This is a genomic window from Metallibacterium sp. (genome assembly GCF_054637675.1).
Genome location: NZ_JBTSRB010000001.1, coordinates 96,143 through 109,234 on the forward strand (window position 1 = coordinate 96,143; position 13,092 = coordinate 109,234).

Annotated in this window: 11 protein-coding genes; 5 read left to right on the top strand and 6 right to left on the bottom strand. The window is 66.6% G+C overall.

Annotated features, from left to right (window positions below):
• Position 1 precedes the first annotated feature (1 nt).
• Both ACYDAT_RS00390 and pmbA read right to left on the bottom strand, forming a co-directional pair.
• Positions 2-1,468 carry a DUF1800 domain-containing protein gene (locus ACYDAT_RS00390; protein ID WP_461448167.1) on the bottom strand — a complete coding sequence of 489 codons (1,467 nt, stop codon included), beginning with the start codon at positions 1,466-1,468 and terminating at the stop codon, positions 2-4.
• Between the two features lie 166 nt (positions 1,469-1,634).
• Complete coding sequence (gene pmbA, locus ACYDAT_RS00395; RefSeq protein ID WP_461448168.1) at positions 1,635-3,005, bottom strand: metalloprotease PmbA; 1,371 nt, start codon at positions 3,003-3,005, stop codon at positions 1,635-1,637.
• A gap of 65 nt (positions 3,006-3,070) precedes the next feature.
• Here pmbA and yjgA point away from each other — a divergent pair, with 65 nt between their 5' ends.
• Positions 3,071-3,634, top strand: coding sequence for a ribosome biogenesis factor YjgA (yjgA, locus tag ACYDAT_RS00400; RefSeq protein ID WP_461448169.1), 564 nt, complete (start codon positions 3,071-3,073; stop codon positions 3,632-3,634).
• A 7-nt stretch (positions 3,635-3,641) separates the two neighbouring features.
• On the opposite strand, the gene ACYDAT_RS00405 is transcribed toward yjgA, so the two are convergent.
• Complete coding sequence (locus tag ACYDAT_RS00405) at positions 3,642-5,231, bottom strand: S10 family peptidase (RefSeq protein WP_461439420.1); 1,590 nt, start codon at positions 5,229-5,231, stop codon at positions 3,642-3,644.
• 312 nt (positions 5,232-5,543) lie between these two features.
• On the opposite strand from ACYDAT_RS00405, the gene ACYDAT_RS00410 reads away from it, so the two are divergent.
• The 3 genes from ACYDAT_RS00410 to ACYDAT_RS00420 all read left to right on the top strand — a co-directional run bounded on the left by ACYDAT_RS00410 (position 5,544) and on the right by ACYDAT_RS00420 (position 8,594).
• Positions 5,544-6,521 carry an aldo/keto reductase gene (locus ACYDAT_RS00410; RefSeq protein WP_461448170.1) on the top strand — a complete coding sequence of 326 codons (978 nt, stop codon included), beginning with the start codon at positions 5,544-5,546 and terminating at the stop codon, positions 6,519-6,521.
• Between the two features lie 634 nt (positions 6,522-7,155).
• Complete coding sequence (locus ACYDAT_RS00415; protein ID WP_461439418.1) at positions 7,156-8,100, top strand: SPFH domain-containing protein; 945 nt, start codon at positions 7,156-7,158, stop codon at positions 8,098-8,100.
• A complete protein-coding gene (locus tag ACYDAT_RS00420) occupies positions 8,097-8,594 on the top strand; it encodes an NfeD family protein (RefSeq protein WP_461439417.1) in 498 nt (165 codons plus the stop codon). Before ACYDAT_RS00415 ends, ACYDAT_RS00420 begins: the two co-directional genes overlap by 4 nt.
• Here the strand turns inward: ACYDAT_RS00420 and ACYDAT_RS00425 are convergent.
• Positions 8,533-9,474, bottom strand: a complete 942-nt coding sequence (locus ACYDAT_RS00425; protein WP_461448171.1) for a DMT family transporter — start codon at positions 9,472-9,474, stop codon at positions 8,533-8,535. The two genes, ACYDAT_RS00420 and ACYDAT_RS00425, sit on opposite strands and share 62 nt — an antisense overlap.
• A gap of 108 nt (positions 9,475-9,582) precedes the next feature.
• Here ACYDAT_RS00425 and ACYDAT_RS00430 point away from each other — a divergent pair, with 108 nt between their 5' ends.
• Positions 9,583-10,824, top strand: coding sequence for a threonine/serine exporter family protein (locus ACYDAT_RS00430; RefSeq protein ID WP_461448172.1), 1,242 nt, complete (start codon positions 9,583-9,585; stop codon positions 10,822-10,824).
• 79 nt (positions 10,825-10,903) lie between these two features.
• Here ACYDAT_RS00430 and ACYDAT_RS00435 read toward each other — a convergent pair whose 3' ends face one another.
• Together ACYDAT_RS00435 and ACYDAT_RS00440 are read right to left on the bottom strand one after the other, a co-directional pair.
• Positions 10,904-11,230 carry an H-NS histone family protein gene (locus ACYDAT_RS00435; protein ID WP_461438449.1) on the bottom strand — a complete coding sequence of 109 codons (327 nt, stop codon included), beginning with the start codon at positions 11,228-11,230 and terminating at the stop codon, positions 10,904-10,906.
• A gap of 127 nt (positions 11,231-11,357) precedes the next feature.
• Positions 11,358-13,070, bottom strand: coding sequence for a proline--tRNA ligase (locus ACYDAT_RS00440; protein ID WP_461448173.1), 1,713 nt, complete (start codon positions 13,068-13,070; stop codon positions 11,358-11,360).
• Positions 13,071-13,092: the final 22 nt, after the last annotated feature.

Genomic DNA, 13,092 nt, shown 5'->3' on the forward strand with positions numbered 1-13,092 from the left:
CTCACACCCTCCACTGAAACTCGGGACTGGCGAATAGCAGCGCCACGGCTTGCTCGGGCGCCTCGGCGCGCGCCAGCGCGGTGACCGTGTCCGCACGCAACAGCGGGCCGATCACGCCCGCCGCCAGCGCGCGCGGCTCCAGGCCGATGCGCGCCACGCGCTCGGCCAGCGCCTCGCCGACTTGCACGCGCTTCCATAGCGCATCCGGCGCCACCCAGTCGGCGGCGACATCGGTATAGCCCGCCGGCGAACGCGGCATGAAGGTGGGCTGGCCCAGGCGCATCAAGAAACCTTCCCAGGGCTGCGGCTTGTCGCCAGGATCGATGCCACCGGCGCGCAATCCCGCATACAGCAAATCCTGCGGCGTGCGGATCTTGCGCGCCTGCGGCGCCCAGGTGGCCGGATGCTCGAGCATGGCCGCGTATAGAGCCGGCAGCATGCCGCCGCTGGCGAGGTAGGCCTGTGCCATGGCGCTGACCAGTTCCGGCGGCGGCGTGTCGCTGACGCAATGCGTGGCCAGCTCGGTGGCCAGATGCCACGCGGTGGCCGGATGCACGGCGAAGTCGGCGAGGATGGCCTTGGCCTGATCCTCACCGTCGTCGGCGTAGGTTCGGCCCAGCACGGTGACGCTGCCGGGCTCGTGCGCGAACGGGCGAAACTTGAACGCGCGGGTCACATCGCCCTGCTCCAACTCGCGCGGCAGCGGCAGGCTCCAGCCGGTCAGCGCGCGCGCGAACTGGCTGACATCGGCCTGCGTGTAGTGCGCGCCGACGCCGAGGGTGTGCAACTCCATGATCTCGCGCGCGAGGTTTTCGTTGAGCCCCAGCTTGCGCGCGGGCTGGCCACCGGCGCGCCGCGCCAGGCGCCGATCGACGCGCTCGGCCAGCGGCGAGTCCGGCCCCACCGATTGCGCCTGATCGAGATAGCGCAGCATCGCCGGATGCTGCTCGACCGCCAGCAACATGTCTTGAAAGCGCCCGTTGAGGTGCGGACGGATCGCCTCGCGCTCCATCGGCGCGGCGTACAAGCGCGCCGGACCCTTGTCCACCGACACCGCGAAATGATTCGACCAGAAGCGCACCAGACGCTCGGCCAACGGCGTGTCGCCGCGCGCGGCCAGTTGCCAGCGCGCGCTGGCCTCGCGACGCAGAGCAGCGCCAAACATCCGCGCATACAAACGCGCCAGCGGATTGACCGGCTGGCCGGCCTTGCCGGGCACGGCCGGCGCCGGCTGGCCGGCCTCCTCGCGCTTGAGCACGCGCCGTCGCCGCTGCAACTGCGCTTCCTTGCGCAGGTAATCGAGACTGTCCGGCAGGCCGGCGAACACGCCCAGATCGTCGGCACGCTGGCGCGATTGCCTCAGCGCCCAGGATTCGGCATCACCCAGCGCGGCGATCTCGCCATTGCGCGCGCCCAGCCCGAGACGATTGAGCGCGCTGGCGGCGCGTCTTGCATCGGCAGCACCCATGATCGCACTCCGCGGCCACGTGGCCGCCGCATGCCATCGACAACGCGCCGCCGGCGTTGTGGTTGACGCGCAGCGCTCTCTGGAACGCGCTGTCCACCGCTTGCGCGATGGGCGCGGCATGGCGTCCTTGCCATGCTGGCCACCTCGAAAGGTTTTTCGAGGTGCCCTACTCCGCGCCGGCGACGGTCATCTCGCGGATCAGCAGGGAGGGCGTCATCAGCCCGCCGCGCGCATCCAGATCGCTACCCACGGCCTCGATGTCGGCGAACATGGCGCGCAGGTTGGAGGCGATGGTGACTTCCTCGACCGGATGCGCGATCACGCCGCGCTCCACCCAGTATCCCGCCGCGCCGCGCGAGTAATCGCCGGTGACGGTGTTGACGCCCTGCCCCATCAGCTCGGTCACCACCAGACCGGTGCCCATGGCATCGAGCATCTGCGCGAAATCCAGAGCGCCCGGTTCCAGAATCAGATTGCGCACGCCGCCGGCGTTGGCGGTGCTGGCCAGACCCAGCTTGCGCGCCGAGTAACTGCCCAGTACGTAGCGCCTGAGCACGCCGTTTTCGATCAACGGATGCTCGCGCGTGGCCACGCCTTCGGCGTCGAACGCGGCCGAAGCCGGACCGCGCGGCAGACGCGGGCGCTCGATGATGTTGATGTGCGCCGGGAACAGACTCTGGCCCAGTTGGTCGAGCAGGAAACTGGCGCGCCGATACAACGCGCCACCGCTGACCGCGCCGACCAGATGCCCGAGCAGCGAGCGCGCCGTGTCCGGCGTGAACAGCACCTTGCAGGTGCGCGTAGCCAGCGGACGCGCGCCCAGCCGCGCCAGCGTGCGCTCGGCGGCGTGCCGGCCCAGCGCCGCGGCGTCCATCAAGTCGCCGCGCGCGCGCGCGCTGTCCCACCAGTAATCGCGCTGCATGCCATCCTCGCCGTTGCCGGCGATCAGCGCGCACGACATCGAGTGCTGCGTGGCGTGCTCGCGACCGATGAAACCATGCGAGTTGGCGTACACCTCGAGCGCGCTGCCGCTGCCGACGCTGGCGCCCTCGCTGTTGCCGATGCCGGCCACGGCCAGGCCGGCGGCCTCGCAGCGCTGCGCGAGTTCTACGGCGTCATCGACGCTCAGCGACCACGGGTGCCACAGGTCGAGGTCGGGGAACTGATTGGCCATCAACGCGGCATCGGCCAAGCCGGCGGCCGGATCGGGCTCGGTGTGACGCGCGATGGCGCAGGCGTGCTCCAGCGTCGCCGCGATCGACTCGGACTTGAGATCGGCGGTGCTGGCGCTGCCTTTGCGCTGACCGAAATACACGGTGAGGCTGAAGCCGCGATCGCGCGTGTGCTCGACGGTTTCCACCTCGCCCAGACGCACGCTGACGTTGAGTCCGGTCGCGACGCTGGCGCTGACTTCGGCTGCACTGGCGCCAGCGTCACGCGCGCGCGCGATCACGTCGGCGGCGATCACGGCCAGCCGATCGAGCTCGGCGACGGGGTTGGAATCGGCATCGCCGGCGGCGATCACGGCATTGGGCATGGGTGCGTCTCGCGTCGCGGGCGCGCTACGCTGCGCGCCTCATCAGCCGCGCAGTGTGCCACGACATGCAATCCGACCACGACGCAAGCGACACGCCCGAAGCGCCCAGCCGCAGTCAGCGGCGCCGCGAAGCGCTGGCGCTGTTCGACCTCGGCGAAGCACTGCTGACCCTGTCGCCCTCGCGCCTGGCAGGCATCGAGTTGCCCGAGGACGTGCGCACGGAAATCGCCCACGTGCGCCGCATCACCGCGCCCGTGGCGCGCAAGCGGCAACTGCAGTTTCTGGCCAAGCTGATGCGTCGTCATGCCGATGCGGTTTTCGCGCCGGCGCGCGCGGCGCTGGGCGGCGACGCCGTGGCGCATCGCCGCGAAGTAGCCAACGCGCACCGCCTGGAGGCGCTGCGCGAGCACCTGCTGGCCGAGGGTGACGTGGCATTGGGCGAACTGCTGCAGCATCATGCGCAGGCCGACCGGCAGAATCTGCGCGCACTGATCCGGCAGGCCCGTGGCGAGCGCGCCGGCAATCGTCCACCGCACGCGTATCGCGAGTTGCTGCGCCAGTTGCGCGCGCTGGAATCCGCAGCCGCTGCAGCGACCACGGATTCGACTCCCGATGACGCGACGAACTGAAGCAGCCTCAGCGCGTCGCAGGCTCGTGATCAGTGCTGCGGATGAACTTCACGATGTTCGCGTGCACTTTGACCAGATCCTGCGGGCGCACGTAGAGCATGTGCCCGACGTGGTAGTAGTGGAACTGGACGTTGTGCATCAGCTTGCGCTGCATCGGCAACTGCTCGAACTGGTACCACGCCGCGTAGTACGGCGTCGCCAGATCGTAATAGCCGGCATTGACCATGACCTTGAGGTCCGGGTTGTAGCTCATCGCCGCGGCCAGATCGGGCATCACGTTGGTGGCGATATAGGCCGGCGTGGTCTGTCCAGGCGGCGTGTGCAGCAGGTTCCAGTCGTTGCCCACGGTGTTGGAGACGATCTTGTAGGTGTGCTTGCCGCCGAACTTGAGCGTCTTGCGCACGTAGTCGTTGAACGCCGCCGTGTAGGCCGAACTGATCGCCGCGCTCTGCGGGTCGTACATGGCTGACTCCGCCAGCGGATCCATGGTCGGGCCGGAGAAGCGCGCATCCAGCCGCCCGGAGGTCTCGCCGCGCGGCAACAGCAGGGTCTGTTCGAATTCGGGTCCGGTCACGCGCAGATCCGCGCGCAACACGTAGCGCTCCGGCAATCCGGTGTAGGCCGCCATCTGCGCGGCGACTTGCTGTTCCTGCGCCTGCGGCAACGCGGCGCCCTCGTTCAAGGCGTGCAGGTACGGCCCCATCGCCCAGGTCTGCACCTGGTCCAGCCAGGGATGCAGCGTGGCCGGCGGATTGGCCAGTGCCTTGTGGTACCAGGCGACCGCGGCATACGTGGGCAGTGCCAGCGCATAAGGCAGATTGATGCCCGGATTGAGGTTGGGCTGGTCGATGCTGGTATCGAAGTTGAGGATGCTCGACATCATCACCACACCATTGAGGTCGATGTTGCCCTGCTGCTCGAGGATATTGGCCAGCACTGCGTTGCGCGTGGTGCCGTAGCTCTCGCCGATCAGGTATTTAGGCGAGTTCCAGCGCCCGTATTGCGACAGGAAGTTGCTGATGAACTGGGCGAAGGCCTGGCCGTCCGGATCGACGCCGTAGAACATCTTCGGCGTGCCCACGCCGCCCTCGGCCTTGCCGAGGATGCGGCTGTAACCGGTGCCCATGGCATCGACGAACACCAGATCGCTGGCATCGAGCAGACTGTAATCGTTGTTGACCAACCGGTACGGCGCAGGCGGCGTGTGGATGTGGCTGTCGGTGACCACGCGCACCGGGCCGAAGGCGCCCATATGCAGCCACACCGAGGACGAGCCCGGACCGCCGTTGTACAGAAAGGAAATCGGACGCTTGGCGGCATCCACGCCGCGCTTGATATACGCCACATAGAACATCTCGCCGGTGGGCTTGCCCTGCTTGTCATGCAGGATGATGGTGCCGGTGTCGGCGGTGTAATCGATGTGCTTGCCATTGATCGTCACTTCACCCGTGGTGGTCGAGGTGTGCGGCTTGGCCCAGTAGCGGTCGATGTTGACGGCATGATCGGCAGGCTTGGTTCGAGGCTTGGCGGCGAACGCGGAAACCGGTAGCAGCGCGGCGGCGATGGCCACGGCCAGCGCAAGTCGGGGAGCAGACATGAGGGACTCCTGGGACATCTGGGGGTGGGGAGATGCAACGCAGATCAAGAGTCGCGCGGCGTGCGCAAGTTCCGCGCGCGCGTGCGCGCGCCGCGACATGCATACGGTTTCGCAATGTTGCGAACACGGAGAGATTTGCCACATTGCGGTCAGCGCGCGCCGATCCGCGCTGCCAGATTGATGCAAGTCGCAGTATGCGATTACGGCTTCGTAGCCCGCGCACCCACCCCAACGCCCGCAAACCGGGCCGCGCGCTCTTGCGCATGCGCATGTCTGCCCCCAGCCTGAAGAACCCTCGCCTCTGGAGTCGTCATGGAATACCGCCGTCTGGGTTCTTCCGGTCTCAAGCTCTCCGCGCTGTCCTTTGGCGCCTGGGCTACTTTCGGACGCCAGGTCGATCAGCGCGCCGCGCGCGAAATGCTGGCGTATGCGCATGCGCAGGGCATCAACTTTTTCGACAATGCCGAGGTCTACGCACACGGCGTGGCTGAGGAGGTGATGGGCGCCGCGCTGCACGAGCTGGCCCTGCCGCGCGACAGCTACTGCGTGTCCAGCAAGGCCTACTTCGGGCGTCTGCCTGATCCGGCGCCGACGCAGCACGGGCTGTCGCGCAAACACCTCACCGACGCCTGCCATCAGGCCCTGCGCCGGCTGCGCGTGGATTATCTGGATCTGTACTACTGCCACCGACCCGACGAGGACACGCCGGTCGCGGAAATCGTGCCGACCATGGACACGCTGGTGCGCCAAGGCAAGGTGCTGTACTGGGGCACCAGCGAATGGCCAACTGTACTCATCAACGCGGCCGCCGAGTTCGCGCGCGCGCACCACCTGATCGGCCCGCAGATGGAGCAGCCGCAATACAACTTGCTGCACCGCGAGCGCGTCGAGCAGGAATACGCGCCGCTGTACGACTCGCTGGGTCTCGGCATTACCACGTGGTCGCCGCTGGCTTCCGGACTGCTCACCGGAAAATACGCCGCCAAGGTTCCGGCGGACTCGCGTCTGGGCCAGAGCGACAATGCCTGGCTGCGCGAGGCCGTGCTCGATGCCGAAGGCGGTGCGCACGCGCGCCGCGCCGCCGCGCTGCCGGCGCTGGCGCGCACGTTCGGATGCAGCCCGGCGCAACTGGCCATCGCCTGGTGCCTGAAGAATCCGCACGTCAGCACGGTGATCCTCGGCGCCAGTCGCAGCGCACAGCTCGAGGAGAATCTCGGCGCACTGGCGGTGGTTCAGCGCCTCGATCAAAGCGCATGGAAACAGGTCGAGCAAACCTTCGCCACGAGTTGACGCTCGCGCGCTTGAAGCAACGAGGAGCAAGGTCCGCAGCACGATGCCGCGGGTCTCCCGGACCTGAGCGCCCGGCAGCATCGGGTATCCGTACCTGCGCGCAGCAAACGCAACCGCACTCGTCGATCACGATGCACGAGCGCCGCACGATACCCATTGCACAATGCCGCAGGCATCCGCGCGCCAGCGCGTGCACGAATCCGGGGCAATGCTGCGCCACGCGCGACCAGGGCACGGGGTGGCCGCTTTGACTGCACGACGCGCTGCTGCCGAGCACCAGCGTCGGGGTGCGCGCCGCCGGTCCACGTGAGTGGTTGAGCCTGGAGACGCTGTGCGGCGCCACCCTGCCAACAGCGCCAGCCTGTTGCCTCAGCGTGCGCTGGCCGGCACTGCGGAAGTGCTGCGCCGGTCCCCACGCCACGCGGCTGCGCGCGCGCTCCCCGCGCGCAAACTCTCTGTGCAGGCGCTGGCGCGGCAACCGACGCGCAAGCAAGCCCGCCGCCTGGATGACTGAAGCGGCGCGTGCAGTCACCCGCTGCGCCGCGCATACCCATGCGCAGGCGCGACATGACTTTCGTCCAATGCAGGCGTGCAGGCGCGCCGTATACTGCGAAAACATCAGGGAGAGCGTGGCATGCCATTGGTTTTTGCGTTGATTCTGGTCGTGGTCGCGGTGATCGTGCTGGTCAAACTGGTGCGCATCGTCCCGCAGGGCTATGAGTGGACCGTGGAGCGCTTCGGCAAGTACGTGGCCACGCTCGATCCCGGCCTGCATTTCCTGATTCCATTCATCTACGCCATCGGGCGCAAGGTGAACATGATGGAGCAAGTGCTGGATGTCGCCAGTCAGGACGTGATCACCCGCGACAACGCCGTGGTCAAGGTCGATGGCGTGGTGTTCTATCAGGTGCTCGATGCCGCCAAGGCCGCCTACGAGGTGGCCAACCTGGAGCTGGCGGTGATCAACCTGGTGATGACCAACATCCGCACCGTGCTGGGCTCGCTGGATCTGGACGAATCGCTGAGCAAGCGCGACGAAATCAATACGCGCCTGCTGCGCGTGGTGGACGAGGCCACGCATCCGTGGGGCCTCAAGATCACGCGCATCGAACTCAAGGACATCCAGCCGCCGCGCGATCTGGTCGACTCGATGGCGCGGCAGATGAAGGCCGAGCGCGAGAAGCGCGCCAACATCCTCGAGGCCGAGGGCTTTCGCCAGGCCGCGATCCTCAAGGCCGAAGGCGAAAAGCAAAGCGTCATTCTGGCGGCGGAAGGCAAGCGCGAAGCCGCGTTCCGCGAGGCCGAGGCACGTGAGCGTCTGGGCGCGGCCGACGCCAAGGCCACGGAACTGGTCTCGGTCGCGATCGCGCAGGGTGATGTCAACGCGCTCAATTACTTTGTCGCCATCAAATACATCGAGGCGCTGAAAGTGTTCGGCGATTCGCCCAACCAGAAAACCATGCTGCTGCCGATGGAAGCCACCGGCGTGATCGGCGCGCTGGCCGGCATCACCGATCTGGTACGCACCGCGCAAAGCGAGAGCGGCGCGCGCAAATCCGCCACAGGACCACGGCCATGACCCAGTTCATCGTCAACATGCCGGGACATTTCGTGTGGTGGTCGCTGGCGCTGCTGCTGGCCGCCGCCGAGGTGCTTGCGCCGGGCTATTTCCTGCTGTGGGTCGGCGTCGGCGCCGCAGCCACCGGCTTCGTGGTGATGCTGCTGCCGCAACTGGGCGTGCTGGCACAGGCGGTCACGTTTACCGTGCTGGCGTTCCTGTCCTGCGCGGCCTACTGGCGCGGGCTGCGCCCGCGCCTTCTGCGCGGCGAGAACAGCGAGGCCACCCTCAACCGCCGCGGTGCCGGCCTGATCGGGCGACGTCTGGTGCTGAGCGAAGCGATCAGCGAGGGCCGCGGCCGCGTGCGCGTGGGTGATGGCGTGTGGCTGGCGACCGGCCCGGACCTGCCCGCCGGCAGCGAGGTCGAGGTGGTCGGCGCCGAGGGCATCTTGCTCAAGGTGCGCGCTGTGCACGACGCCGCGCCGGCGACGGCTGACGCGACCAATACCGGCTGATCAAGCCAGCAGCAGGCAGGAAATACCCGCCAGCGTGCAAGTCACGCCGCCCAGCTTGCGCGGGATCAGTGGCTCGCGCAGCAGCAAGGCCGCCAGCAACACGATGAACGCCGAGCTGGTTTCGTTGAGGAATCGCCGCCACCGTGGCCGGCGCGTACTTGTAGCCGCCGACCCATAGCAGCACGGCCACGTACTGGCCGATGAACGCCGCCACCAGCAGCAACGGCCAGCGCAAACGTCGCCCGCGCAGGGCGCCCAACGGTGATTGCCGCCGCCATGCGAACACCAGACCCAGGCCCAGCAGACCGCCTAGCGTGCGCAACAACACCATCCACAGCAGCGGCTGCCCGGCCAGCCATGGCTTGATCAATACGATCGCCACCGCCATCAGAAAAATCGCGGCAATGCCTTGCATGAATCCGCGCCGCATGCGCGCCGCATCCACGTCCAACGTCTGCCCGCGCGCATGGCCCACCACCAGTACGCCCATGCTGACCAGCGCGAACCCCAGCCACTGCTGTGGGCACATGGTTTCGCCGAGGAACGCCACCGACAGCACGATCACGAAAGGGCTGTACAGATTGCCCAGAATCCCGGCGCGCCCGGCGCCAAGCTTGTTGAGCGCGGCAAAGTACAGGCTGTCGGCCGCCGCCATGCCCAGCAGCCCGGACAGCAGCGTGACGCCCACGCCGAGGGCACCCAGATGCGGCAGCGGCGTGCGCAGCGCCAGCACGCTGAGCAGCAGCATGCCCAGTACCAGCAAGTTCTTGAGCAGGTTCAGCGGCAACGGCGGCAGCGTTTCACCCAGCCGTTTGTAGATAATCACCGCTATCGCCCACGCCAGCGCACCGCCTATGGATAGCGCCTCACCCAAGCCCATGACGCCCTCCGCGCTGCACGATTCGACCGCGCATTATCCGGTGGTCACCGCGCGCAGCCGATGGTCCAACGCAAGCGCGCGGCCCGATTCGCGCATGCGAGGCCGCGCATGAGCGCGAGCGGCGCGTCGTTCAATGCGCGCGTGGCCTTTGTCGTCGAAACGGCGCGGCGTCTGCACCAGTACGGCACCGCGGCCCCGCGCCTGGAAATGGCGGTGTCGCGCGTGGGCGAGCGCCTCGGACTGCGCATCGAGGTATGGTCGAGCCCGACAGCGATCATCCTCTCGGCCAGCGCACGGGGCACGGCCAGCGCCACGCCCCTGGCCGAGGTCACGCAAGTGATGCGCCTGCCGCCAGGCGATGTGAATCTGGCGCGGCTGTGCAAGGTCGATCGCATCGCTGACGAGGTGATTGCCGGCACACTCGACATCGAGGACGGCTTCCGCCAGTTGCAATCGTTGACCACGCCACCGCCGCGCTGGTGGGGGCCAGCCAGCGTTGCGGCATTTGGCATTGCCGCCGCGATGGTGGCGGTCTTGCTGCGCGGCTCGTGGTTCGACCTGCTTGCGGCCGGGCTGATCGGAGTGGTCATCGGCCAGGTCACCGTGAGCAGTACCAGCCATCCACGCCTGGCCGTGGCCAGCGAGGCCATCGCCGCGTTGCTGGCCACGCTGATCGCCAGCGCCATCAGCGCGTTCATCGTGCCGCTGGCGATCAAGACGGTGGTGATCTCGGGACTGATCGTGCTGATGCCAGGCCTGGCGTTGACCAATGCGGTGCGCGAGATCTCCACGCAGCATCTGGTGTCGGGAACGGCGCGTCTGGCCGGCGCATTGTCCAGCCTGCTCAAGCTCACTTTCGGCACGCTGGCTGGCGCGCAAATCCTCGATGTGCTCGGCTGGCACACCCTCGGCGTACCGCTGACGGCGGTGCCGGGCTGGGCCGAGATTCCAGCGCTGCTGTTGGGGAGCGCATCGTTCGGCGTGCTGTTTCAGGCCGCACCGCGCGACTGGCCGCTGGTCATGAGCGCGGCGATCGTCGGCTATCTGAGCACGCGCATGGGCACCGGGGTGTATGGCCCGAGCTTCGGCGTGTTCGTCGGCGGTTTGATCATCGCCGCGTTGAGCAATCTCTACGCGCGCTACCGGCATCGCCCCGGTGCGCTGGTACGCGAGCCGGGCATCATCCTGCTGGTGCCGGGAGCGGTCGGCTTTCGCAGCGTGTCATCTCTGCTGGAGCGCAATGTGCATATCGGCACCGATGCCGCCCTGTTGCTGATTTCACTGCTGGTCGCGCTAGTCGCCGGACTTCTGTTTGGCGATTTGCTGGTCGGCCCGCGGCGCAGCCTGTAGATTGAGTAATGAAACGCCGGCACAAGGCCGGCGTTTCAGGGTGTTCCACGATTCGCCAGAGCGAATCGATTACTTGAAGTTACTTGATCAGCAGGTCCGCTTCTTTCCTGCCTGCGGCCAGAGCCTCGTGGAACCAGCGCGGGCGTTTGCCACGACCACTCCAGGTCTGCTGCGCATTGGCCGGATTGCGGAACTTCGGTGCCACGACGCCGGTGCTCTTGCGCGCGCGACGCGCACGTCCGCCAAAAATGTCCTCGAGGCTATAGCCCTCCTGTTTGATGATGTTCTCGATACGCTCACGCAGAGCGCCCAGCTTTTCCTTGGCCAACTCAGCTTGACGCACCTTGGCGTGCTCGATCAACTCGTTGAGCTGGTTGTGATTGAAGGTTTTCAGATCGATGGCCATGAATCGTCTCCCGAATGAGTGTGAGTTATACGGATCAGCGGTGATCCGGTTACAGCACGCGTATTTTTACACGCGCGCATGCTATTGCACAATATTCAGCCGAGCCACATCAATGCAGAGACTTTAATCAGATCAAAATCAAACCAGCGCCGATGCGCGCCAGCAGTTGCTCGCTATTCAGCATTTCACTGTCGCTGGCATCGCGTCGGCGGTATTCGAATTGGCCAGCGGCCAGACCGCGCTCGCTGATCACCACGCGCTGTGGAATGCCGATCAACTCGATATCTGCAAACATCGCGCCCGGACGCAAGCCGCGATCATCCAGCAATGCCTCGAAGCCACGCCCTTGCAATTCGGCATACAGCGCGGCCGCGGCCTGATTGACCGCCTCGACGTTTTTGGGGTTGATCACGCAGATCGCCACCTGCCAGGGCGCCATGGCCTGCGGCCAGAGGATGCCGGCGGCATCGTGATTCTGCTCGATCGCCGCGGCCACGATGCGACTCACGCCGATACCATAGCAGCCCATGAACGGCGTCTGCGCCTTGCCCTGCGCATCGAGCACGTGAGCACCCATGGCCGCGGCGTATTTCTGGCCCAGTTGAAATACATGCCCCACCTCGATGCCACGCGCGATTTCCAGCGTGCCGCTGCCGTCCGCGGCGGCATCGCCGGCCTGCACGTTGCGAATATCCGCGACGATATCCGGCTCGGGCAAATCGCGCGCCCAGTTGACACCGCGCAGGTGATAACCCGCGGCATTGGCGCCGATGACGAAATCGGCCATGACCGCCACGCTGCGATCAGCCACCACGGTGATGGACTTGCGCGGACCCAGCGGACCGATGAAACCGGACTCGCCGCCCAGGTATTCGGCGATCTCGGCCTCGCTGGCGAGACGGTATTCAGCCAGACCCGGCAGCTTGGCCAACTTGATTTCGTTGAGCATGTGATCGCCGCGCAGCACCGCCAGCACAAAACCCGATTCGCCGATCAAGGCCATCGATTTGGCCGTGCGCGCCAGATCGATACCCAGCAGCGCGGCCACCTCGGCGCAGGTTTTCTGCGTCGGCGTGGCGAAGCGCTGCAGCGCTTCGACCGGCGTCGGCCGCGCGCCCGGCGCCAGCGCCTCGGCCATTTCCACATTGGCGGCGTAATCCGAGCCAGTGGAGAAGGCAATGGCATCCTCGCCGGAATCGGCCAGCACGTGAAACTCATGGCTGGCGTTGCCGCCAATCGTGCCGTTATCGGCCTGCACCGCGCGAAAGCGCAGACCGAGGCGGGTGAAAATGCGCGCATAGGCGTCGTACATGTTGCGGTACTCGCGCGCCAGGCATTCGGGCGTGAGGTGAAACGAGTAGGCATCTTTCATCAGGAATTCGCGCGCGCGCATCACGCCGAAGCGCGGACGGATCTCATCGCGGAACTTGGTCTGGATCTGGAAGAAATTCACCGGCAACTGGCGGTAGCTTTTCAGCTCGTTGCGCGCGAAATCGGTGATGACTTCCTCGTGGGTGGGACCGTAGCAGTATTCCTGATCCTTGCGATCTTTGATCTTGAGCAGCTGTCCGCCAAATTTCTGCCAACGGCCGGTTTCCTCCCACAGTTCGCGCGGCTGGATCGAGGGCATCAGCAATTCGATGGCGCCGGCGCGGTTCATTTCCTCGCGCACCACGGCCTCGACCTTGCGCAGCACGCGCAGCCCCAGCGGCGTCCAGGTGTAAATGCCGGCGGCGAGCTTGCGCAGCATGCCGGCGCGCAGCATCAACTGGTGACTGACGATCTCGGCGTCGGCCGGCACTTCCTTGACGGTGTTGAGATGGAACTGGCTGAGGCGCATCTTCGGAGTCCGCTCAAAAGGT